Annotated in this window: 18 protein-coding genes and 1 pseudogene; 13 read left to right on the top strand and 6 right to left on the bottom strand. The window is 62.3% G+C overall.

Annotated features, from left to right (window positions below):
• Positions 1 to 5: 5 nt before the first annotated feature.
• The 4 genes from WJ542_RS26310 to WJ542_RS26325 are packed head-to-tail and all read right to left on the bottom strand — an operon-like array spanning position 6 to position 5,005.
• Positions 6 to 1,544, bottom strand: coding sequence for a carboxylesterase/lipase family protein (locus WJ542_RS26310; protein WP_411192389.1), 1,539 nt, complete (start codon positions 1,542 to 1,544; stop codon positions 6 to 8).
• Complete coding sequence (locus tag WJ542_RS26315) at positions 1,541 to 2,248, bottom strand: MmgE/PrpD family protein (protein ID WP_411192390.1); 708 nt, start codon at positions 2,246 to 2,248, stop codon at positions 1,541 to 1,543. Before WJ542_RS26315 ends, WJ542_RS26310 begins: the two co-directional genes overlap by 4 nt.
• On the bottom strand, positions 2,241 to 3,596 hold the full coding sequence (locus WJ542_RS26320) for an MmgE/PrpD family protein (RefSeq protein WP_411192391.1): 1,356 nt from the start codon (positions 3,594 to 3,596) through the stop codon (positions 2,241 to 2,243). The genes WJ542_RS26315 and WJ542_RS26320 overlap by 8 nt, the downstream gene beginning before the upstream one ends.
• Positions 3,593 to 5,005 carry an MFS transporter gene (locus WJ542_RS26325; protein ID WP_411192392.1) on the bottom strand — a complete coding sequence of 471 codons (1,413 nt, stop codon included), beginning with the start codon at positions 5,003 to 5,005 and terminating at the stop codon, positions 3,593 to 3,595. Before WJ542_RS26325 ends, WJ542_RS26320 begins: the two co-directional genes overlap by 4 nt.
• A gap of 178 nt (positions 5,006 to 5,183) precedes the next feature.
• Here WJ542_RS26325 and WJ542_RS26330 point away from each other — a divergent pair, with 178 nt between their 5' ends.
• The gene (locus WJ542_RS26330) at positions 5,184 to 5,879 is read left to right on the top strand and encodes a GntR family transcriptional regulator (protein WP_411192393.1); all 696 of its coding nucleotides are present in this window, start codon (positions 5,184 to 5,186) and stop codon (positions 5,877 to 5,879) included.
• A gap of 441 nt (positions 5,880 to 6,320) precedes the next feature.
• On the opposite strand, the gene WJ542_RS26335 is transcribed toward WJ542_RS26330, so the two are convergent.
• Entirely contained in the window at positions 6,321 to 6,584 is a 264-nt protein-coding gene (locus tag WJ542_RS26335; protein ID WP_411192394.1) for a hypothetical protein, read from the bottom strand.
• Here WJ542_RS26335 and WJ542_RS26340 point away from each other — a divergent pair.
• Positions 6,481 to 7,251: pseudogene (locus WJ542_RS26340) on the top strand (ESPR-type extended signal peptide-containing protein); the annotation flags it as partial. The gene WJ542_RS26335 and the pseudogene WJ542_RS26340 overlap by 104 nt on opposite strands.
• Before the next feature lie 5 nt (positions 7,252 to 7,256).
• Here WJ542_RS26340 and WJ542_RS31800 read toward each other — a convergent pair.
• On the bottom strand, positions 7,257 to 7,979 hold the full coding sequence (locus WJ542_RS31800; RefSeq protein ID WP_462847660.1) for a hypothetical protein: 723 nt from the start codon (positions 7,977 to 7,979) through the stop codon (positions 7,257 to 7,259).
• 73 nt (positions 7,980 to 8,052) lie between these two features.
• On the opposite strand from WJ542_RS31800, the gene WJ542_RS26345 reads away from it, so the two are divergent.
• From WJ542_RS26345 to WJ542_RS26395, 11 genes are all read left to right on the top strand, one after another.
• Positions 8,053 to 11,928 carry a YadA-like family protein gene (locus WJ542_RS26345; RefSeq protein ID WP_462847734.1) on the top strand — a complete coding sequence of 1,292 codons (3,876 nt, stop codon included), beginning with the start codon at positions 8,053 to 8,055 and terminating at the stop codon, positions 11,926 to 11,928.
• 57 nt (positions 11,929 to 11,985) lie between these two features.
• Positions 11,986 to 13,146 (top strand): DUF2827 domain-containing protein, encoded by a 1,161-nt coding sequence (locus tag WJ542_RS26350; protein WP_411192395.1) that lies wholly within the window; start codon positions 11,986 to 11,988, stop codon positions 13,144 to 13,146.
• The gene (locus tag WJ542_RS26355) at positions 13,143 to 14,291 is read left to right on the top strand and encodes a DUF2827 domain-containing protein (protein ID WP_411192396.1); all 1,149 of its coding nucleotides are present in this window, start codon (positions 13,143 to 13,145) and stop codon (positions 14,289 to 14,291) included. The genes WJ542_RS26350 and WJ542_RS26355 overlap by 4 nt, the downstream gene beginning before the upstream one ends.
• 23 nt (positions 14,292 to 14,314) lie before the next feature.
• Complete coding sequence (locus tag WJ542_RS26360; protein WP_411192397.1) at positions 14,315 to 14,866, top strand: hypothetical protein; 552 nt, start codon at positions 14,315 to 14,317, stop codon at positions 14,864 to 14,866.
• A gap of 93 nt (positions 14,867 to 14,959) precedes the next feature.
• The gene (locus WJ542_RS26365; RefSeq protein WP_411192398.1) at positions 14,960 to 16,087 is read left to right on the top strand and encodes a DUF2827 domain-containing protein; all 1,128 of its coding nucleotides are present in this window, start codon (positions 14,960 to 14,962) and stop codon (positions 16,085 to 16,087) included.
• A gap of 99 nt (positions 16,088 to 16,186) precedes the next feature.
• Positions 16,187 to 17,878, top strand: a complete 1,692-nt coding sequence (locus WJ542_RS26370; protein ID WP_411192399.1) for a tetratricopeptide repeat protein — start codon at positions 16,187 to 16,189, stop codon at positions 17,876 to 17,878.
• 16 nt (positions 17,879 to 17,894) lie between these two features.
• Entirely contained in the window at positions 17,895 to 19,214 is a 1,320-nt protein-coding gene (locus tag WJ542_RS26375; protein WP_411192400.1) for a galactosyl transferase GMA12/MNN10 domain protein, read from the top strand.
• A gap of 45 nt (positions 19,215 to 19,259) precedes the next feature.
• Positions 19,260 to 20,645, top strand: a complete 1,386-nt coding sequence (locus WJ542_RS26380) for a sigma-54 dependent transcriptional regulator (RefSeq protein ID WP_411192401.1) — start codon at positions 19,260 to 19,262, stop codon at positions 20,643 to 20,645.
• 277 nt (positions 20,646 to 20,922) lie between these two features.
• The gene (locus WJ542_RS26385; protein WP_411192551.1) at positions 20,923 to 22,137 is read left to right on the top strand and encodes an ABC transporter substrate-binding protein; all 1,215 of its coding nucleotides are present in this window, start codon (positions 20,923 to 20,925) and stop codon (positions 22,135 to 22,137) included.
• A 56-nt stretch (positions 22,138 to 22,193) separates the two neighbouring features.
• A complete protein-coding gene (locus tag WJ542_RS26390) occupies positions 22,194 to 23,072 on the top strand; it encodes a carbohydrate ABC transporter permease (RefSeq protein WP_411192402.1) in 879 nt (292 codons plus the stop codon).
• Positions 23,060 to 23,872 carry a carbohydrate ABC transporter permease gene (locus WJ542_RS26395; protein ID WP_411192403.1) on the top strand — a complete coding sequence of 271 codons (813 nt, stop codon included), beginning with the start codon at positions 23,060 to 23,062 and terminating at the stop codon, positions 23,870 to 23,872. The genes WJ542_RS26390 and WJ542_RS26395 overlap by 13 nt, the downstream gene beginning before the upstream one ends.
• Position 23,873: the final 1 nt, after the last annotated feature.

Here is a 23,873-nt window from a genome sequence, read left to right on the forward strand (position 1 = left end):
TCGTTTCAGAAGAGGCCAATCTTGCCGCCGGCGTTCAGCCACAGGCGGAAGGCCTCACGCTGGTCGTGCGACAGCAGCGGCGTGACCGCTTGCTTGTTGCCCAGTAGCATGAAATTTCCGCTATCGAGCGGTGGCCATTTCATCAGGCCAGCGCCGTCTGGATTGCCGGTACGAATGAAATTCACCCAGTAGGACTGAACCACACGGGAGATCGCATGGTCCTTTGCCGTGAAGGGGCGGTTGCCCACGTCCATCGTGCCGAAGACGTAGGGAATCTCGGCGCTATGGAAGGTGCCGAAACGAGCGGCAAGCGGTCCGGGTTCGGGATGGTCGAACCGGTAGCCGTAGGCGGGCGCCGCCCGCTCGCCGCGAGCCTGCGACCAGGCAATCACGCCCGCGGTAGCCGAGTCCGCCAGCAGATGCCGTACGGCAGCGGAGACGTCGGCATCGGTCTGCGCCGGATACAGCGCTGCGAAGCGGTCGGCGTAGGGCAGGTAGTGTTCCTGCAACAGTTGCCGATACGCGGTCGTCGTGGCGATTTGCCAGGCAGGACTGAACGCACTGGCTTCGTCGTGATTCGAGCCCAGCAGCACCGGAACGTCGGTTCGCTCGACGGTGCCGGGCGGAATGAAACTGCCGTTGTCGACCGGCCAGAAGTGGGCGTTCTGGCCAAGGCGCGGGTCGGTCTGCAAGGCGATCAACTGATCCGCGGAAACGGCACGCAGCGCGGTCAGGTCCTGCGCGCCCGTCAGGCCGACCAGCTTTTCGCCCAGTGCATCGGCCTCGGCGAGCGGAGCCAGTTCGGTATGAGACCACGAATTGCTTTCGGCGATGGCGCGCGCAAAGAGCCCCTTTGCGGAGGGCGCGGCCAACAGATGATGGACGGAGATCGCGCCCGCGGACTGCCCCTCGATCGTCACTCGCGAGGGATCTCCGCCGAAGCGGGAAATATTGGCCTGGACCCATCGCAGCGCCGCAACCTGGTCCATCATGCCGAACTCGCCCGAACCGTCGTGTTCCGCGTCGAGATCCGGGGTGGAGAGGAATCCGAAGAGGCCAAGCCGGTAGTTGATGGTGACGACGATGATGCCGCGCCGGGCCAACTGTGCGCCATCGTAGACCGGGACCGCGCCCGAGCCCTCGACGTATCCGCCGCCGTGAAGCCAGACGACGACCGGCAAGCGGGCGTCGTGGCGCAGCGAGGGCGTCCAGACGTTCAGGTACAGGCAGTCCTCGCTGAACGGCGGGTCGGACAGATACTCCGCCGTCCAGGGAATCACCTCGCCAGGATTGCGGCGCGACTGCTCGCAGCTTGCGGCAAACTGCGTCGCATCGCGCACGCCGCTCCAGGGTACCGGTGGTTTGGGGGCGCGCCACCGCAGGTCGCCAACGGGCGGCGCCGCGTAGGGGATGCCCTTGAACACCTGTACCGTTCCCTCGGTGCTGCCGCTTAACTTGCCATCGTGGAGTTCGACCTCCGGCGCCGCGGCTGCTGTCCCGATCGACAGCAAGACGAGGAGCATCATCAGGATCAGCCGGGTCACGACAATTCCTCCTTGTTTGCGGTGATCGCATTCGCATCGAATCGCGAGGCCATGAGCGCGGCCAGCCCGCGTCGCCCGTCGATGGAGGCGGGCGCGCTCGTGACGCCATGTTTCGCGAGCAGGCTGGCTTCGACGGCGTCCGCCGCCGCCTTGCCCGTTTCCAGCGCGCCCATTGGTTGGCCGACGTTGCGGGCAAGGCCGGCCGCCTGGGTCGCCGCGATGCCGAGCGCGTGACGCATGCGAAGTTCATCGAGTCCGAGCAGACGGGAGACGGCAAGCGTTGCGCCCAGGATGCCCAATGACGAGGCAACGTTCCAGCGCGCGCGGAAGCCTTCGCTGTCGACGGCGGCCAGCAGTCTTTCCGCAGCCTGCGTGCCGACGGCGACCGCTGCCGCGATGTCGTCTTCCGAAGCCTGGATACGGAGGCCCATCGCCATGGCCGCACCGACTACCGGCGTTGCTACCTGTGGCTCGCTGTGACTGGCCAACGTGGTCCCAATCTCCCAGGCGCTCAAGCGGGCGTCGTTGAGATTGCCTTCGCTCAGTGCCCGTAGTGCGGTATCCGATTCATGTGTGCTACCCACCTGCAACCAGGCTTGTGCAATGGCTGAGCGGGCGGCATCGAGTGCATGGGTGCCGGGCGTCGATACCGCCAGCTTCGTCAGTGCCTCGGATACGTCGGAATGTGCGGCGGGACTATGCATGGTGCGGGTCCTTGTTGGGAGTGCATAACGAAAACAAGGCGTCGAGCCTGGCGGCGCTTTCGATATGACCAATAAAATCCGCGACACGCGCCGCTGCGCCTGTGCCCAGAGCCGGGTCGACAAGCAGCCGAACCTTGTCGAGCAATTCATCGTCGGTCAGCGGCTTTGCGAGGCTGCCGCGCGCGTGCTCGACATGATGCGTAACCGTCGAGCCATCCTTCATGCGTGCCTCGATGAACACCTCGTCGCGATCGACGCCTGGGTCCGGCGCAAGCGTGATGCGAGCACGCAGCGCCTTGACGTCGTCACGAGTCACACGGCTGTCCTCGTATTGGGCCAGTCCCACTTGCCGGTCGCACAGGGCCGCAGCGACGCCATGAATCGCGCTGAAGCGCGCCTGCAGCCCGTCGTTGGGCTGCGCATTGCCCATCAGTTCAGGCACGAGCGGGTGACAGCGCAACTTGATTGCGTCGATCTCCCTGATGTCCGCAATCTGCCGCGAGAGCGTCAGACCGCCGTCGATTGCCGGATGCGCGACGATTCCGCAGGGATACGGCTTGTACGTGTTGAGGAGCAGTTCCCAGCGTTCGCCGAATGCGTCGTTCATCAGCGCGAAGTCCACCTTCGTCGAGAGCGAATGCGAATAGCCGCCAGCCGCTTCGAAGACGCCCGGCGCGACGCGCTGGCCGCTTTGCGCAAGCCGCGCGGCGGCAATGCCATTGGCGGCTGCCTTGCCTGCATGGTAGGGCTTCGTCATCGTGCCGAACGCCTCGCGCTGACCAACGAACATCGATGCTGCGATCGAGATGGCATCGGCGAGCTGGGCTTCGCGCAGCCCGAGCAGCAACGCGGCCGTCACGGCACAGCCTATGACGCCGCAGGTTCCCGTAATGTGCCAGCCGCGATCGTAGTGCTCGGGCGAGATCGACATGCCGACACGCAGTTGCGCCTCGCAGCCAAGGGCGAACGCCCGCAACGCTCGCTCGCCAGTCGGCCGCGTTTGCGGAGCCAGTGCCGTCAGGACGGCCAGCACCGACGCCGCCGGATGAATGACCGTTGCCAGATGCGTGTCGTCGAAATCGTCGACGTGACCCGCAAAGCCGTTGGCGAGCGCCGCGAAGTGCACGTCGGCGCGTTCGGTACGCCCGAGCACGGGCGCAATCGTGCCGCCGCCAAGTTCGCGTGCGGCCGCGAGTATCGCATCGACACCGGGATGGCGAGCCGCACCGACGGTCGTGCCGACCACATTGAGGAACGAACGCTTTGCCTCGTTCGCAACGGCAGACGGCAACGGTCGGCCAGCCAGCATGTCGATGCCTTGCGCGAACACGGCGGCAATGGAACTCATTGCGACAACTCCTCGAGACGGATGCCGTTGGTCCGCGGGCCCAGGGCCCCGACGGCCACGACGATCAGAAACATGGCGAACGAAATCAGCACGAACACGGCAGGGACGCCGTAGCGCTTGAGCAGCGCCGCCACCCAGAATCCCACGAAGATCGAACTGACGCGGCTCCAGCTGAACACGAAGCCGACCGCCCGGGCCCGAATGCGCGTGGGGTAGAGCTCGGCCTGATAGGTGTGGAAGATGCCGATCAGCCAGTTGTTGGCGATCGTCACGAGGCTGCCGAAAACGAGGATCAGGACCGGCTCGCGCGTGAAGCCGAACAGGACGCCGGCACACGCCACCACGATTGCACAGCCCACCAGTTGCCACTTGCGCTGAAATTTTTCCGCGCATGCCATCGCGCCAATTGCGCCGAGCGGCGTCGTGATGGCGATCAGCATCGTATAGAACAGCGAGTGTGTGATCGTAATGCCCTTCGAATAGAGCAGCACCGGCACCCAGGCGCCGAAGCCGTACACACCGAACGTCTGGCAGAAATTGAAAAGCGACAGCATGATGGTGCGGCGCAGATACCGTCCGTGCCACATTTCGGCCCATGAACCGGCGCCTTCCGCCTCGGTCGAAAGGGCGTCCGGGCACGCCGCCGAAAGCGGCCGGCCTGTCTCCTGCACGATCTTGTGCTCGATGGCGTCGACGATTCTGCGAGCCTCGTCCGTGCGCCCGCGGCTTTCGAGCCAGCGCGGCGACTCGGGTAGGCCCCGCCGCATGAACCAGATCAGCACGGCCCCGGCGGAGCCGATGATCATCACCCAGCGCCAGCCGGCAAGTCCGAGCAGGGTGTGCGGAACGAGCGCCCAGGAAATGAGCGCGACGGTAGGGACCGAGGTCAGGATCACCAGAATGCTGAATGCCAGGTACTTGCCGCGCGTGCGGTGAGGCGTCAGTTCGGAAATATAGGTATCCACAGTAATTAGCTGAACGCCGATGCCGACGCCCGCGATGAAGCGCCAGGCGTCCATGGCCACGGGCGAGTTCTGGAACGCGGCGATCAACGTCGCGACCGAGTAGACCAGCATGGCGCAGGTGAAGACGGACCGCCGGCCGATGCGATCCGTGATGCCGCCAAGCGCAACCGTGCCGACGAACATGCCCGCAAAGAACGCGCCGAGAAAGCTCGCGAAGCCGTTGACGTCGAAAACTCCTTTCGTGGTCGCGTGATACAGGCCGCTTGCGATGAGCCCCAGCGAGATGTAGGCGGCCATGAACATGTCGTAGAACTCGAACCACCCGCCAATGGCGATGCGCACGACGAGTCCCCGGAAATAGCGGGTTGGCGGCAAGCGGTCGAGGCGCGCGGAGACGCTGGGCTCGACGCCCGGCGAACCGGCCATCCGCTGCTCCATGTACATGGCGTCTCCTTGCCAGAGCAGGCAATAGCAGCTATTAGTGTCGACAGTCGACTCAGTATAGATCTTAAGTCAATGCTAACAAGGGCTAAGTCGCATTAAGTGTATACACTTACTGCGATGCGGTTTTGCAATCACCCCCGTTTTCGCTTTCTCCCGGGGGCGTTTCGAGGAATGCCTGATGGACAGGGACGACAGCGCGATGCCGCTCACGGAAGACCACGAACTGACGCCCGTTGCCGGGATCGTCGACTGGGTGGCACGGGGAATCATCGAAGGCCGCCTGAAACCAGGCGACGACCTGAATTCCGTCGACCTGGCCAGGCGCTTCGGAGTGAGCCGCACGCCGGTGCGCGAGGCGCTCTTCACGCTGGTTCGAGAGGGGCTCGTGGACTGGCAGGCGAGACGGCGTCCGCGTGTCGCTGTCCTGCAACTGAAGGAAGTCAGGGAGATCTACGAACTGCGCGCGCTGCTTTATGGGCAGGTGTCGCTCGCCATTGCCGAGCATGCGGGCGACGAGGACATCGAGGCACTCTGGCGCGCGCACAGTCGGCTTGCCGATGTTGCGGCGAAGGGTGACGTGGATGGCTACTTTTGGGCCAACGTCGCGTTTCGCGACGAGGAGCTTCGAATCAGCCGCAACGGCACAATCAAGGCCGTGCTTGATTCGATGCGCATGCGTACGAACCGGCTGCGGCATCTGAGCACCTCATTGCCCGGCCGGATGCAACGATCGTGTACCGATCATCAGCGCTTGTGTGAGGCCTACGCGGAGCACGATGGTGTGCTGGCAGCCGCGCTCAACCGGTCGATCGTGATGGGAGCGTTGCGCGCGATTGAACAGGCATGGAGCGAATCTCCCGCAAGCCCGTCATGACCCTCGCGGTGGCCGGTCCCTCCTTCCTGAATCTTTGATTTGCCTGGATGTGCCGGCTGGCATTGCAGGCCGGTCAACTTCGTCCGTATTAAACATCGTCGATGTTTGCGCCGATTTTCTATGTTTTGTGTAAATCGGCTTGAAGAAATTATCCTGGGCGCAGGAATCAGATAATCGGAGAGGATTGGTATTTTTATAGATTGTAATCAATTTGATATTGTCTGATAAATGGATCGGGAGAGTGATGTTTAAAACGAGGGGCTGCTCTGTGGAGATGTTGATATGAGCTTGAACACCAGGTGGAGCGGGCGATGGAGGGGGATTGGGACTCTCAGATGCATTTAATCTGGAGAATAAGGTATTGCCGGCAGTAACAGGGTAATTAACAACATTTGACGTTTTGGGGGTATGTATTTTGCATTGTTTGTAGGTGCGCGAGAATTATTGCCGATAGAATCGCATCTCGAAATTATCAGAAACTTGCTGCCGGCTGTTCGAGTATTCGTTCGCAATTTCGATTGCCTCTTTCCCAAAGTTCGCGTTTTCCAGCGAACAGGGTAAAACTGACTTGGTTAGTAGTATGAACAAATCATATAAATCAATCTGGAACGAAGCACTCGGGGCCTGGGTAGCTGCATCGGAACTCGACTCCGGCCGAGGCAAGCCGAGCAGGTCGGCCGTCGCGAAGGCGGTGGCGGCAGCCATCCTGCTATCGTCCTGCGCGGTCGACGTTGCTCATGCCCAGTACACGGCCGGTAACGGAACGGTGGGCTCGAACAGTTCCTCGTCCATCGCAATCGGATCGAACACCTCATCTGCTGTCGTCTCCGCGAACAGTCCGTACTCCATCGCAATCGGGAACAACGCCACGGCGTCCGCGGCCAGTTCCACGGCAATTGGTTCTGGTGCGAAGTCGAGCGGGATGGGTGCCTTTGCACTGGGTGACGATTCGTCCGCAAGCGGGACCTCTGCTGTTGCCATCGGGGGCGGTCAGGGGACGGGATCCGGTGGATCAACCGCGAGTGGCAGCAACTCCGTTGCAATCGGAAGCGGTTCCGATTCTGCCGGCACGTCCAGTGTCGCCGTCGGCAATCTGGCTACGGCTTCGACTTCGAATGGCGTGGCAATTGGTCTGAACGCCGTTGCGACGAATGCTTCGGATGTCGCGCTTGGGTCAAACTCCGTCACTGCCGCTGCTAGTCCGACCTCCGGCATTACCATTGGCAATACTTCGTACTCGTTTGCGGGGACAAGTCCGGCGAGCGTCGTCAGTGTTGGCGCATCGGGCGCGGAGCGTCAGATCACCAATGTCGCGGCCGGTCAGATCACGGCGACCAGCACCAACGCAATCAACGGATCGCAGTTGTTTGCGACGATTCAATCGATAAATTCGCTGTCGACGTCAACCTCGACGGGGCTCAGCACGACCAACAGCACGGTGGGCAGTCTGTCGAGTTCGACGTCGACAGGTCTGAGCTCGCTTTCCACTTCGACCTCGACGACGGCCAGCTCGCTTTCAACGGGCTTGAGCACGACCAAAAGCACGGTGAGCAGCCTGTCGAGTTCGACATCGACCGGCATCGGCTCGCTGTCTACGGGGCTCGGGTCACTTTCTACATCGACTTCGACGACCGCCAGTTCGTTGTCGACGGGTTTGAGCACGACGAACAGCACGGTGGGTAGCTTGTCGAGTTCGACTTCGACCGGAATTAGCTCGTTGTCGACGGGGCTGAATTCGCTTTCGACTTCGACTTCGACGACGGCCAGTTCATTGTCGACAGGCCTGAGTACGACGAACAGCACGGTGGGCAGCTTGTCGAGCTCGACTTCGACGGGAATTAGCTCGTTATCGACGGGCCTGAGTTCGCTTTCGACGTCGACTTCGACGACGGCCAGCTCACTTTCAACGGGCTTGAGCACGACCAGGAGCACCGTGAGTAGCCTGTCGAGCTCGACGTCGACCGGTATTGGCTCTCTGTCGACGGGCTTGGGCTCGCTTTCTACATCGACTTCAACGGCGGCCAGCTCGCTGTCGACCGGGTTGAGCACGACGAACAGCTCGGTAGTCAGCCTGTCGACTTCGGCTTCGACGGGGATCACTTCACTTTCGACCTCGACATCGACTGCGATTGCCGCTGCAACGACGCACTATTTCAGCGTCAACGACAATGGTATGCAGCAAGGCAACTATAACGACGACGGTGCGACAGGTGTCAACGCGCTTGCGGCCGGCACCAATGCGTCGGCTTCAGGCGCCAGCAGCGTTGCGGTTGGCGATGGTGCCACTGCCGGCGCCAACGGTGCCGTTGCCATGGGTCAGAACGCCAGCGCCGGCGCGACCGGTGCCCTGGCGCTCGGTGCGGGTTCCACGGCCAACGTGGCCGGCTCCGTCGCACTGGGATCGGCTGCTGTTACGACCGGTACCGCCAATTCGGTGACTGGCGGCACCGGAGTAGTCAGTAGTACTACAATTGCTGGAACCACGTTCGGTACCTATGCCGGCACCAGCTCGGCGGCGGGTGTCGTCAGCGTGGGTACGCCTGGCAATGAGCGCCGGATTCAGAACGTGGCGGCTGGCCTCGTGAGCGCGACCAGTACCGACGCGGTTAACGGCAGCCAGCTCTACGCTGTTGCCAGTACGACTTTGTCGGGCATCACCAGCCTGTCGACGTCGACTTCGACAGGGATCAGCTCGTTGTCGACGGGTGTGTCGTCGCTGTCCACGGGACTCTCCACGACCAATAGTTCGGTAACGTCTCTGTCCAGTACGCTTTCGTCTACGTCGGGCGCGATTTCTTCGCTTTCGACGGGGCTTAGCACGACTGACAGCGCGGTGGGCAGCCTGTCGAGTTCGACTTCGACTGGTATTGGCTCGCTGTCAACGGGCTTGAGCACGACCAACAGTTCGGTGGGCAGCCTGTCGACTTCGGCTTCGACTGGACTGAGCTCGCTTTCCACGTCCACGTCGACGATAGCTAGCTCGCTGTCGACCGGTCTGAGCACGACCAACAGCACGGTGGGTAGTCTGTCGACATCGACTTCGACGGGCCTCGGCTCGCTGTCGACGGGCCTCGGCTCGCTGTCGACGGGCGTAAGTTCGCTGTCGACGGGCCTCAGCACGACCAACAGCTCGGTGGGCAGTTTGTCCACTTCGACCTCGACCGGCCTTAACTCGCTGTCGACCTCGGCTTCAACTGGTCTTGCTTCGCTCTCCACGTCAACGTCGACGGGGCTAACCTCACTTTCGACGTCAACTTCGACGACGGCCAGCTCATTGTCGACTGGCTTGAGCACGACCAACAGTTCGGTGGGAAGTCTGTCCACGTCGACCTCGACGGGCCTCGGCTCGCTGTCGACCTCGGCATCGACTGGTCTTGCTTCGCTGTCCACGTCCACGTCTACGACGACGAGCTCGCTGTCGACCGGCTTGAGCACGACGAACAGCACGGTGGGTAGCCTGTCCACGTCGACTTCGACCGGCCTCACCTCGCTGTCGACCTCGGCTTCGACTGGTCTTGCTTCGCTCTCCACGTCAACGTCCACGACGACGAGCTCACTGTCGACCGGCTTGAGCACGACGAACAGCACGGTGGGCAGCCTCTCCACGTCGACTTCGACGGGCTTCAGCTCGCTGTCCACGTCCACGTCCACGACGACGAGCTCACTGTCGACCGGCCTGAGCACGACGAACAGCACGGTGGGCAGCCTCTCCACGTCAACTTCGACGGGCTTCAGCTCGCTGTCCACGTCCACGTCCACGACGACGAGCTCGCTGTCGACCGGCTTGAGCACGACGAACAGCTCTGTGGGTAGCCTGTCCACGTCGACTTCGACGGGCCTCAGCTCGCTGTCCACGACGGCCAGCTCACTGTCGACCGGCCTGAGCACGACGAACAGCACGGTGAGCAGCCTGTCCACGTCAACCTCAACGGGCCTCAACTCACTGTCGACTGGCCTGAGCACAACCGGCAGCGCAGTGAGCAGTCTGTCGACCTCGACTTCGACGACGGCCAGCTCGTTGTCAACCGGTCTTAGCACAACTAACAGTTCGATGAGTAGCCTGTCCACGTCGACTTCGACGGGCTTCAACTCGCTGTCCACGTCCACGTCCACGACGGCCAGCTTGCTGTCGACGGGCCTGAGCACGACGAATAGCACGGTAAGCAGCCTGTCCACGTCGACCTCGACGGGCCTCAGCTCGCTCTCGACCGGTCTGAGCACGACTAACAGTTCGGTGGGAAGCCTGTCCACGTCGACTTCGACAAGCCTCGGCTCGCTGTCGACGGGTCTGAGCACGACCAACAGCACGGTGAGCAGTTTGTCCACCTCGACTTCGGCGGGATTGAGCTCGCTGTCGACCTCGGCATCGACCGGTCTTGCTTCGCTCTCCACGTCCACGTCGACGACGGCCAGCTCATTGTCGACCGGCCTGAGCACAACCGGCAGCGCGGTGAACAGTCTGTCGACCTCGACTTCGACGACGGCCAGCTCGTTGTCGACCGGCCTGAGCACGACCAACAGCACCGTAAGCAGTCTGTCCACTTCGACTTCGACGGGTTTCAACTCGCTGTCCACTGGCGTAAGCTCACTGTCAACCGGCCTGAGCACAACCAACGCCAACGTAACCAGCCTGTCGACCTCGGTCTCGACCGGCCTCACCTCGCTGTCGACGGGCGTGGCCAATTCGGTTCAATACGACAATGCAGCGCACACGAGCGTGACGCTGGGCGGCGTCGGCGCGACCACGCCGGTGACGCTCACCAACGTCGCCGCCGGCGTCAATCCGACCGATGCCGTCAACTTCGGACAACTGACATCGCTGTCGACGTCGACGGTCTCCGGCATCACTTCGTTGTCGACGGGTTTGAGCACGACCAACAGCAACGTCGCCTCCCTGTCCACGGGACTGACCACCACCAACAGCAACGTCGCTTCCTTGTCGACGAGCCTCAATACGACCAACACCAACGTCGCTTCGCTGTCCACGGGCCTGAACACCACGACCAGCAACGTGACGGCACTGTCGACGGGCATTGCCAACGGCACGGTTGGCCTGGTGCAGCAGGTGGGCGGCGCGCCCGGCAACGGCGCGATCACCGTGGGCGCCAGCACGGGCGGCACCGCCGTCGATTTCGCCGGCACCGACGGCAACCGGCAGTTGACCGGCGTTGCCGCCGGCACTGCGGCAACCGATGCGGTGAACGTCAGCCAACTGAATGCCGTTGCCTCGGTGGCCAGCAACGCGGTCCAGTACGACAACGCGGCGCACACGAGTGTCACGCTGGGCGGCGTCGGCGCGACCACCGAGGTCGCGCTGACCAACGTCGCCGCAGGCGCGTTGACGGCAACCAGCACCGATGCCGTCAACGGCAGCCAGTTGTACGCACTCGAATCCGCGCTCGGCGCCATCACCGTTCAGGTGTCGGGAGAATCCGGAACCACGGGCACGGGGAGTTCAACGAGCTCGAAGTACGTCGCGGTGAATTCGACGGCAAGCGCGGCAAGCGCCACGGGAACCGAGGCCGTGGCGGTGGGCGGGGCGTCGAACGCAAGCGGCAACTATGGTGTTGCGATCGGCTCTGCGGCGCAGGCAAGCGGCGCGAACTCGACGGCGATCGGCGCGAATGCGGTAGTGTCGGCCACGAACTCGGTGGCGATCGGAGCCGGTTCGGTGGCGAGCGAGGCCAATACGGTTTCGGTCGGCTCGCCGGGCAACGAGAGAACTATCTCGAACGTCGCGCCGGGCGTGAACCCGACCGATGCGGTAAACGTTGCACAATTGCAAAGCGTTCAGCAAACTATCAACCAGGTTGCGCAGACCGCCTACTCGGGCATCGCAATGGCGGGCGCGCTGGCCGCGCTGCCGCAGGTGGAGCAAGGCAAGTCGTTCCAGCTCGGTGCCGGCGTCGGCAACTACGGGGGATACACGGCACTGGCCATTGGCGGCAGTGCGCGGATCACCGAGAACACGATCGTGAAGATGGGGGTCAGCACCACCAGCGGCGGCAACCATGTGCTGTACAACGCTGGGGTGGGCTACTCCTGGTAATACAGTATCGGCACGACCGGAACGCGGGTAATCGTTTGATCGACGGGTTAAGAAAGCATGCGCATCGGAATTTCTGTCGTGACCCACGAGGACCAGAACATCTGGGAGAATGGTCTCGGACAGAACATCATTTTTCTCGCCGGGCTGTTTCAACGGCTGCCCTTCGTGACGTCGGTCTCGCTGATCGACGTCGGCGATCAGGGTGTGATGCCGCCTCAGGTCAACATGAATTCGCTGGATCTGAGAATCATGAGGACTCCGGAGGCAACGAACGAAGTCGATGTCATTGTCGAGATGGGGGGCGCGCTCGACGTCCAATGGCTGGACCTGATGCGCGCGCGCGGGAAGAAGGTGGTGTTCTACTGCTGCGGCCAGCCGTTTGCCGGACTTGCCGAGCCGGCAGTATTTGGCAAGCCTACACATTTTTCGCGTCCAAACCGCTGCGACGAGATATGGGTGCTGCCCGAGTATCGGGATTTCGCGAGCTTTCAGCGGGTGCTTCATCGCTGCCCGGTGCACGTGGTGCCGTATTTGTGGCATCCGCAATTCGTCGAGCAACGCGCACGGGAGGTGGCAGCGGTGCTGGGCGTTCCGTACGGCTACCAGCCCCGCACGCCGGGGGAGACCGGCGAGTCCCGCGGCCTGCGCGTGGCGATCTTCGAGCCGAACATTTCCGTCGCGAAGACTTCGAGCATTCCGATGCTGGTCTGCGACGAGGCGTACCGTGCCGCACCCGCCACGGTAACGGCGATGCACGTGCTCAACACGCTGCACCTCAAGGATCATCCGACCATGCTCTATTTTGCCAACTCGCTGGATCTGGTTCGCCAGCACAAGGCAACGTTTCATGGGCGGCACGATATCGTCGGCTTCATGACGCAATACGCCGACGCCGTCGTTTCGCATCAATGGCAGAACGACCAGAATTACAGTTATATGGACGCGCTGTACGGCGATTACCCGCTGATCCACAATTCCCCCTGGCTAAAGGATGCGGGCTATTACTATCCCGACTTCGATGCGCTGCAAGGCGCGGAGCAACTGCTGCGCGCGGCGGCCGGGCATGAAAGCGGCCTCGACGACTATCGTGCCCGCTCGCGCCGGGTGTTCGACGCCGTGAATCCCTTCAGCCAGCCCAATCTCGACGAGTACGCGTCGAGATTGTTGCATCTGTGCCGCGACGCGAAATTTACTCGCCAGGCCGTGAGCACATCATGAGCATCGAGCAAAATTCGCTGCTCACGCCGCGCAAATTGCGCGTGGGCGTGTCGATATTCGTGCGCAAAGGCGAGCAGTCCATCTGGGAAAACGGGATCTACCAGAACTGCATTTTCCTGGTGATGCTGCTCATGCGTTCGCCGCTGGTCGAAATGACTTATCTGGTGGCGGGCGGCGGCGACGGCGAACCCGCCGACGCGAAGCATTTCCTGGCCGATTCGCCGGTGCCGCTCATCGACATGAACGAAGCCGCGGCGACGCTCGACGTCATGATCGAAATGAGCGCCCAGCTTGCGCGCGAGTGGGTCGTGGCGTTTCGCGAGCGCGGCGGCAAGATCGTGTCGATGCGGGTTGGCAACGACTATGTCATCGACATCGAGCGCATGGTGTTCGACAAGCCGAATGGCTTGCTGATCACGGGGGCGCCTTATCACGAGGTGTGGACGCTCGCGGAATACGAGAAGACCTGTGTGCCGTATTTCCGCAGCACATTCCGTACGCCGGTGCGGGTGATGCCGCATCTGTGGAGTCCGTTCGTGCTGGAGCGCGAAGCCGCAAAGCTGCCGGAGGGTGTTCGCTTCGGCTACCGCCCCGGCCGCAGGCGCTGGCGGGCGGGCATTTTCGAGCCGAACATCTGTATGGTGAAGACGAGCTTCGTTCCGCTTCTGACCTGCGAGGCCGCGCACCGTGCCAATCCGGACATGCTCGAGCGTGTGTGGGCCTACAACACGTTCCATATGAAGGAGCACACGGGTTTCAACGGCTTCGCACACAGCCTCGATATCGTGAAGCATGGCCTGACCTCGTTCGAAGGGCGCTTTCCGTTCTGCAGGGTAGTGGCTGCCGATGTCGATGCGGTAGTCACCCATCATTGGGAAAACGCGCAGAATTACGTGTATTACGAGGCGCTGTATGGCGGCTATCCGCTCATCCATAACTCGCATCTGATTGGCGATTGCGGGTACCGCTACGACGGATTCGATTGCGAGGAAGGCGGCCGTGCCTTGCAGCGAGCCTATGCGGAACACGACGCGGATCTCGACGCGTACCAGCGAAGCGCGCGTGCGTTTCTCGCGCAACTGGATCCCGTGAGCGAAGCTAATGTGCGAATCTATACGGAAGCCATTGCGGCGCTGTATCCATGAGTTCATTTCGTACAACGATCCGGATGATCCACAAGCTCGTGCTGGCCGCCACGCTGTTGCTGCTGAGCGCCGGGGCATTTGCGCAAGGGGTGCTCGTGCCACAAGGGCAGGCCGGGCCGCGTAATTCGCTGGTCGTCGCGGCGACTTCGGTTGGGGTTCGCAATTGTTTGCCGGCCATGACGGCATTGTCGACGCTCGGTGTGCAGGGAGCCAGCAATAACGACGTGCTGTTCGACTGGGACCGTACCCGCGCGGGGAACAGCACGGTCTTCTCGCTGATCGGGCTGGAGTTTCCCGACAGCAACGCGGCAATGTCGATAACGGGCGTGCCCGAGGCCGACGGTTCGTGCTCGGTCTCGGCAGAGCGCATTTCGGTCGCGCCCCTGGGTTGCCAGGTTGTGGCCAAGAAAGAGCTGGCCGGCTATCGCGCGACGAAATTGCTGCCCCATATGATGGTTTACACCGACACCAAAGATCCGGGCTCGTCGGTGTCGCTGATCGACGAGCAGGTGGGCTGCCTCGTGATCCGCCGGTACGTGAAGTTCTCGGCGGGGGCTCCGGGGCGAGGCGGTTGAGCGGTCAGGCGGTTTGTCACGCCTGGCCCGGATGCCGATACGATCTTCACGACCGGGTTGCAATGACATGAACGCGACGGAAATCATTCGACCATGAACGGGTTACGGATCGGCATCACGATTGGCTTGCATCACGAGGCTGAAACGCTGTGGAATAACGGCATCAAGCAAAACGCCGTTTTTCTGGCGGAAGCTTTGCGGAATTGTTCGCAGGTGGCCAGCGCCGTGCTCGTCAATACGACGCAGGTGCCAATTACTCCGGCCTTGCCTTGGGATCTGGCGCGCTATCCTACGCAGTCCTTCGATGCGGCGAAAGATGACATCGACGTATTGATCGAACTGGGCGGACAGATCGATCCGGCGCAGACCGAATATCTCAAGCAGCGCGGCGCGCGGATCGTGTCCTACTGCTGCGGCTTCGAATATGTTCATGCGATGGAGTCGGTGCTGTTCCGCAAGCCGATGTGGGGCGAGAATCTTTTCGTCAACCAGCGCTATGACGATATCTGGATCATTCCGCAGGTGGCGAATATCAGCCGCTCCTACTTCGAGGTCCTGCGCAGGCAGACCGGGCGGGTTGTGCCATTTATCTGGAGTCCGCAGTTTCTCGACGAACGTGCCGGGAATTTGCCGGATGGGGGAGCGTATCGGCCGGGCAACGGTCCGAAGCGCCTGAGCGTGATGGAGCCGAACATCAATGTCGTGAAGTTTTGCCTGTATCCGGCGTTGATTGCGGAACTGGCGTATCGCCGGCGGCCCGACAGCATCGCCATACTGCAGGTGACGAACGCCGACCAGATCGCGCGTGAGAGCATGGAATTCATCACCCTGATGAATCAACTCGATATCGTGCGTGCGCACAAGGCCGTATTCCTGGGGCGTCATGAAACACCGGTTTTTCTGGCCGAAAATACCGATATCGTCGTTTCGCATCAACTCGAAAATCCGCTCAACTATTTTTATCTCGAAGTTTGCTGGCAGGGCTACGCGTTGGTACACAACGCGCACCTGTGCGCAGACCTCGGTTACTACTACCGCGATAACGACGCGGAAGAGGGCGCGCGCCGCCTGATCGAAGCCATCGAGACGCACGACGCCCACGCTTCGTGGTATCGGGAGCGGCAACGCACGGAGATTGCCCGTTATCTGCCGGACAACCGGCAACTGGTCACCACCTATGCCGCGCTGCTCGACGATTTGATGGCGAGGCCTCTCCGCTAGCCCATGGCAACCCCGGACACACCGTTTTCGCGTATCCAGCAGCGTCTCCTGAAGGGCGATCTGATCCATGCCTCACGCGAAATCGATACCTGGCTGGCGATGGCGCCCGGCGATGCCAGCGCTTTGACGGCGTACGCCTTTCTGATGCGCCTGCGCGGCCGGTTTCAGGTTGCCGCCGAGACGCTGGAACGTTCGCTTGCGCGGGTACCTCGCTATGCGCCAAGCCTGATCGAGATGGCGCGGCTCGCGCGTCACGAAGGGCAACTGGAGCGCGCGCAGACCTGGTACGAGGAGGCGCATCGCTGCGCGCCCGAGGCGACGGAGTGGTTCGACGAATGGCACGATCTGCTGCAGCAAATGCAACGTCATGCTCAGGCGGCCCAGGTGGCCCAGCGCTGGTGCAATGCTCAGCCGGATTCGGCGAAAGCCTGGTTTTCTTTGGGGCTCAGCCATCAGCACAACGAAGATTCTGCCGAGGCAAAGGAAGCGTACCATCGCGCGATGGCGCTCGATGCGCGGTATCCGATGTTGTGCAACAACCTGTCGGCATGGCATAGCTCGATGGGCGACTACGACACCGCCCTCCGCATGTGCGATGAGGCCATCCGTCTCGATCCGGAGAATGCGCTCGCCTGGACCAATGCGGCGAATATCTGGTGCAAGCTGCGCATGCCCGGCAACGCGCTGATCGCCGCGGAGCGGGCCTGCGCGCTGTCGCCGGATTATGCGCTGGCGTTGCTGGCCTTGAGTAATGCGCTAAAAGAGCTGCAGCGCTTCGACGAAGCATTCGATGCCGTGTTGCGGGCCGCGCGCGCAGCGCCTGCCGATCCGAAAATCCAGTGGTCGCTTGCGATGCTGCAATTGCTGCATGGCGACTACGAAAACGGTCTGGTGAACCACGAGGCGCGCTGGCACGGCTCGCCGGAACTGGCGGGGACGCAGCATTTCCATGAGGAGCGGCGCTGGCAAGGCGAAGATCTCGCGGGCAAGACGTTGTTCGTCTGGGGCGAGCAGGGCCTGGGCGACGCCTTGCAGTTCGTGCGCTTTGTGCCGCAGATCGCGCAACGGGTACGCGAAGCGGGCGGGGCGCTCATTTACTGTTGCTTTGCAGGGCTGTTTCCGCTGTTCGAACGCGGCCTCAAGCAGCATGGCGTGACTGTCGTTCCCCACAATGCGATAGACGTACCCGAATTCGACTATCACGTGCCGGTCGGTAGCCTGCCGCTGATGTTAAATGTACGTGCCGAAACGCTGGCCGCGCCGCAACGCTACATCGAGCCCGATCCCGCGAGCGTGGCGCGATGGCGTGCGACGCTGCCGCAAGACGGCAGACTCAAGGTCGGGCTCGTATGGAGCGGCAGCCGGACCCATCAGCGCAATCCGCTTCGTGCGGTTCCGCCCGACTTGTATGCGCGGTCATTGAGCGGCCTGCGTAACGTCGAGTTCTACAGTCTGCAGATCGACGGCAGAGAGGAGGCCGAGGCGATGGCCGCGCAGGGATTGACCGTGGTGGATCGCACGCCGGAACTCACGTCGTTCGACGAGACGGCCGCGTTGATCTCCAACCTCGATCTGGTGATTACCGTTTGCACGAGTATGGCGCATCTTTCGGGTGCGCTCGGCAAGCGGACCTGGCTGCTGCTCGACGTGAATCCCCATTGGGCCTGGATGCTCGAACGCAGCGACAGCCCGTGGTATCCCACATTGACGCTCTACCGCCAGCCAGACTACGAGGACTGGGGCCCGGTGCTGGAGCGCGTGCGGGCCGATCTTCTGGCACTGACTCCGTGAAATCGGGCCCCGGATCATGATCGTTCTCAGCCACTTCCATCGCGTGGCTTCCGCCAGCCTCGCAAACCACCGTCACTATGCAGCGCGATACGGATATCGTCACGAGTGGGTCGACGCATCGAGATTTCCGGAGACCTTGCCGTTGCGCTGTCTATACCGGTACGAGGTGCTGCTCAATGTGCTGAGGCACGCCGCGCCCGACGAACTCGTGCTGTTGCTGAGCGAAGATGCGGCGATCGTCGATCCGATGCCACTCGACGATCTGATGACAGGACGGGACTGGTTGCTGGTGATGACGGCCTCACATGGGCTGCCGCAGGTCGACGTGCAGATCTGGCGCAATACGGCTCGCGTTCGCGAGATCGTGTTCCGGACGATCAAACGATGCCGGCTGGGGGGCGAGCCGCTGGAGTCCGAGGCCGAATTGTTGGCGGGTCTCGACACGCATCCCGGCATGCAAACGATCGGCGGCGTACACGTGGTTATGTCGACCGGTTATAACGTCGATCCCGCGTGGACCCGCGAGCGGACTTTCGCGATCAGTATCGACGACGAATGGGAAAATCCTCGGTGCAAAGGAACCTCGCCACGCTTTCGCGACGTGCTGGTCGAGCATGTGAACCGGCATCAGCGTTCCGGTTTTCCGATGTTTTCCTTCCCGCAATACATGCAATACGCGCAGGACGATTGCGCCGAGCGCAGCGTCTACAACCCGGGGTGTTCCATCGCGTTGATGACGCTCTACACGCCGAATATCGCCGCCTACGCGCGTATTGCAGAGCGCAACTTCCGCCGCTATTGCGACATGCACAGCTATACGCTTTACGTGCATCGCGAGATTCCTTCGGAGATCGGTCTCGATGCGAGCGGCAACTGGTTCAAACCGTGGCTGCTGCACGGCTATATGCAGCATCACGGCTGGGTCGTCTGGCTCGATGCGGATGTGCTGATCGGCGAGATGCAGCAGAAGCTGGAGCCGCTAATGGAGGGGCGCAATTCGCTTCTTGCCCACGACGTGGGGCAGTGGCCGTTCAATTCGGGCGTGATGGGATTTCGCCGCACCGGGCAGAACGATGCGATGTTGCGAGATTTGATGGACCGGATTGCGGCGCTGGCCGATAGATCGCACGTCTATGCCAGCGACGGCGACCAGCTTTATTTTATCCGGGCGCTGGAGCGCGCAGGACTGCTGGACGAAGGAGAAATTCTCGATCTCGTGACCCTCAACACACCGTGGAGCCTGCGGCAGCCCGACAGCTTTATCGTGCACTACTACGGCATGTGGGCGGAGATGCGCACGATGATGATGGCGCACGACGATGCACATCTGAGCTGACCGAAGTCGTCGTCAGGTCACATTGCTGTTCTTTCGGAGATCTGAATGTCTACGAGCGCAGGGCGTATCCCGGGCGATTCTTCGGGCAACCGCCGGCCACTCGTTTATGCAACTCGCTCGCCACTCCAGGGTCTCCTCGGCGAGTTGCGAAAGCGTGCCTGGACCGTCTCCGTTGTTTCAGACGTGAGCGAGATCGGCTCTTCGAACGCGAAGCGGCGCGTCGGCATTCTCGACCTGAGCGACATTTCACACGATGCCGCTGCACGTCTCTCCAACGTTTGCGGCGCGCTGAGCGACAGGGTATGGGTCGCGCTGATCAAGGGCAATCAGATCGACGATCCTTGCATTCGCACGCTGCTCTACGAACATTGCTTCGACTACGTTACGGTGCCGACGGATGTGAGCCGGATTGTCGACGTAGTGGGGCACGCGTACGGCATGGCTAGTCTGCAGGAGTCGAAAGTCGTGACGCCCGTTGCGGACGAGTCCGAAAGCGGCATGGTCGGATCGTGCGAGGCGATGCGCGAACTGTACGACGTCATCCAGCGAGTTGCACGCACGGACGCGCCGGCGCTCGTGACCGGCGAAACCGGATCGGGCAAGGAACTGACTGCTGTCGCGATTCATCGTCAATCGCCGCGCCGTGCCGAACCGTTCGTCGCGATCAACTTTGCCGCCATACCGTCCCATCTCGTTCAGTCGGCATTGTTCGGCCATGAGCGCGGTGCGTTCACGGGCGCCACCCTGCGCAAGATCGGTTACATCGAAGCGGCGAACGGCGGCACCCTGTTTCTCGACGAAATAGGCGATCTCCCGCTCGATAGCCAGGGGAGCCTGCTGCGCTTTCTGCAGGAGCAGACCATCCGGCGGGTAGGGGCAACGAAGCCGATACCGGTGGACGTGCGCATCGTCGCGGCCACGCACGTCGACCTCGAACGCGCGACGGAAGAGGGGCGCTTTCGCGCGGACCTTTACCATCGGCTATGCGTGCTGCACGTCAAGCAGCCGCCGTTGCGCAGCCGGGGCGAGGATATCGGGCTGCTCGCGCAGCACATGTTCGAGCGCTACCGTTCCGATGCGCCACAGCAGGTACGCGGATTTTCGGCGGAGGCGCTAGACGCGCTCTACCTCCACGCCTGGCCCGGTAACGTGCGCGAGCTGATCAACCGCGTGCGTCGATCGCTTGTCATGGCGCGCGGGCGGCTGATTACTGCGGAGGATCTCGATTTGCCGCGGTACGGCGCGCAAGCACCGCTTACCGTGGCGCAGGCCAAAGAGGCGCTCGAACGCGAAGCAATCGAACTCGCGCTCAAACGCAACCGCGGACGTGCGGCTGGCGCCGCCCGCGATCTGCAGATCTCGCGGGCAACGCTCTATCGCCGCATGGAGGCGTTCGGCATCGTCCGCGGCCGCCGTTCCGGCTCCGATTGAGCAACGGGTAGCCGGCGCGTGGCCCGCCCGGCCCGCGCATCGTAGCGATACAAAATCCCGCTTCGCGTACCCATGCTGAGAAAAAAGTATCGATGACGGTGCTGTTTTGGCGTGGCTGACGCGATAACCCCGGTGATAGTCTGCACACGCTATCCGCCGGGGACGCAGGCGATTTCCGGCAGATGACGAAGATTCCAATCAAAATCATCAGGAGACGCTTGTGAACAGATTCCACCATTCCGCGCTGTGCGCACTCATTGGCGCGACGCTGCCCGTCATGTCGTTCGCGCAATCGTGCAACGTGCCCGTCCTGAAGGTGCTGGCGCAAAAAACGCTCGGTCTCGCCGTGATGGAGAAGTCGCTGCCGGACTACGAAAAGAAGAGCGGCACGAAGGTCGAGATCAGCTATTTCGGCGAAAGCGACCGGCGCGCCAAGTCGCGGCTCGATGCATCGACGGGCGCGGGTTCGTACCAGGTCTACTACGTCGACGAAGCCAACGTTTCCGAATTCGCGCAGGCCGGCTGGATCGTGCCGTTGCTCAAGTACTACCCGAAGGAGGCCAACTACGACGATTTCCTGCCGGCACGGCGCGCCGTCGCGAGCTACAAGGGTGTTGCTTATTTCGCACCGCTGATCGGTGGCTCCGACTTCCTGTTCTATCGTCGCGACATCCTGGAGAAGGCGCACATGCCCGTGCCGCGCACGCTCGACGAACTGGTGGCCGACATCAAGAAGCTGAACGCGCCGCCGAATCTGTATGGCTGGGTCGCGCGCGGCCAGCGCGGCTCCGGCATGAACGTCTGGCGCTGGGCGCCGTTCATGCTCGGCGAAGGCGGCACGTGGACCGACAAGTCGGGGCAGCCCGACTTCAATTCGCCCGCTGCCGTGAAGGCCACGCAGCTCTATACCGATCTCTTCCACTATGCGCCGCCGGGCTCGACCACCTATGACTGGAGCAATGCGCTCGAAGCGTTCCGCTCCGGCAAGGTCGCGTTCATGATCGAATCCACGCCGTTTGCCGACTGGATGGAGGATCCGACCAAATCGACGGTCGTCGACAAGGTGGGCTATGCGCGTCCGCCGGCGCCGCTGCCTTCGGCGGCCTACGGTCACGGTCTGGCGATTTCCGCGGTGGGCGCGAAAGACGATTGCACGCGCCAGGCAGCGGGCAAGTTCATTGCATGGGCGACCAGCGAGGAGCAGGAGCAGGCACGGTTGCGCGACAACGTCTTCAGCGACTACAACCGCACGAGCACGATCCAGAGCGACTACTTCCAGAAGCACGTGAAGCCGCAGATCCTGGCCGGTCTGAAAGACACGGGACCGGTTTCGCAGGTTACGTTCTGGCGCACGCCGCAGTGGCCCGACATTGGCGACAACCTCGGCGTCGCTCTCGAAGAGGTCTTCACCGGCACGCAAACGGACCCGCAAAGCGCGTTGAACGACGCGGTGCAGTACGCCCAGGACGCGATGGAACATGCGCGCAAGTAATCCGTGTGCGGGAGCGCGGGTACGCGCTCCCATCCTGTGGGCCGCTGGAGTACGCAATGTTCAATCGCGGTAAAACTAGCCTTCCCTTCGTGTTCCTGGCGCCGCCGCTGGCCGTGATGGCAGTGCTGGGACTCGTGCCGACCGTCGCGGCCATCAATCTCGCGCTGCGCAACCGCGTGCTGACGTACCCGGACAGCGAGTACGTCTGGTTCCGCAACTTCGTTCGCCTCGCGTCGGACCGGCGCTTCGTCAACTCGATCGAGGTCTCCGCAATCTGGGAGTTCGTCACCGTGGTCGGCGCCGTTGCGGTGGGCGTCGTGATCGCGATCTACCTGTTCGAGCACGTGCGCGGGCGGTTGCGCGACCTGATCGGCATCCTGCTGATCGTGCCCGTTCTGTTGCCGCGCGTGTCGGCCGCGTTCATCTGGAAGTTCATGTATTCGCCGCTGAACGGCATCCTGAGCTGGCTGCTCGGCGTGCTCGGCATACCCGACACGGCGTTTCTCTCCGATCCGGGGCTCGCGCTTTATGCCGTCGCGCTCGTCGACATCTGGCAATGGGGGCTGTTCTTCTCGGTGGTGGTGCTGAAGCTGCTCGAAACCTTGCCGCCCGAGCCGCTCGAAGCCGCGCGGCTCGACTATGCGAAAACCTGGCAGGTCTACGCTTATATCGCGTTGCCGATGCTGCGCGCGCCCATCATGAGCCTCGTCTTCATCAAGATGGTCGAGTCGCTGCGTTCGTTCGACCTGATCTACGTGATGACCAAGGGCGGCCCCGGGGTCTCGACCGAAACGCTGGACATGTACGCGTATTCGCAGGGGATCGGTCTTTCGGGAAAGGTTTCGTACGCGTCGAGCATGGCCGTCCTGATGATGGTTGCGACGACCCTGATCTTCACTTTTATCTGGAAGCGGGTGAACAAATGGGAAGACTGATTTCCCGCGGCGCGATTCTGTTGCCGGGCGTTGCACTCGTGTTGCTGGCGGCGTTTCCGATCTTCTGGGCCGTGCTCAATTCGCTCAAGCACCTGCTCGACATCGTCACGCCCACGCCGCGTTTCTTCTTCACGCCGACGCTCGACAACTACCGGCAGGTCATCGCAAGCCCCGAAGTGCTGATCGCGCTGGAAAACAGCGCGGCAATCGTCGGCACGGCGGTCGTGTTGGGCACCGTGCTCGGCGTGCCGGCGGCCTACGTGATCGCGCGCTTTCATGTGCCGGGCAAGCGCGACATCCAGTTCTTCCTGCTCTCGCTGCGCTTTCTGCCGCCCGTTGCGGTGGCGATTCCGCTGATCGCGATCTGGATCGATCTGGGGCTTTACGACACGCGGCTCTCGATGGTCGTCACATATCTGCTGACCACGCTTTCGACCATCACATGGCTGTCGATTCCCGTGTTCCAGCGCATGCCGCGCGAGATCGAGGAAGCGGCCACGCTGGACGGCTACGGTCCTTACGCGGTGTTCTGGCGTATCGCGCTGCCCACCTGCGGCAGCACGCTTATCGGCGGGATCGTGTTCAGCTTCGTGCTGGTGTGGAACGAGCTGATGATCGCGCTCGCCCTGACGTCCTCGCGCAGCGCGACGCTGCCCGTCGTGGCTTCCGCCTTTACGTCGCTGGGCCAGGAGGTGCCGTGGGGCGTCATCAACGCATCGACGGTGCTGCTGGCGATACCGCCTATTATTTTTGTAGGCGTGCTAAGCCGCCTGCTGAACTCAATGCTGAAAGGAAAGTGAG

The organism is Paraburkholderia yinzeri (genome assembly GCF_046581065.1).
Classification (GTDB): Bacteria; Pseudomonadota; Gammaproteobacteria; order Burkholderiales; family Burkholderiaceae; genus Paraburkholderia.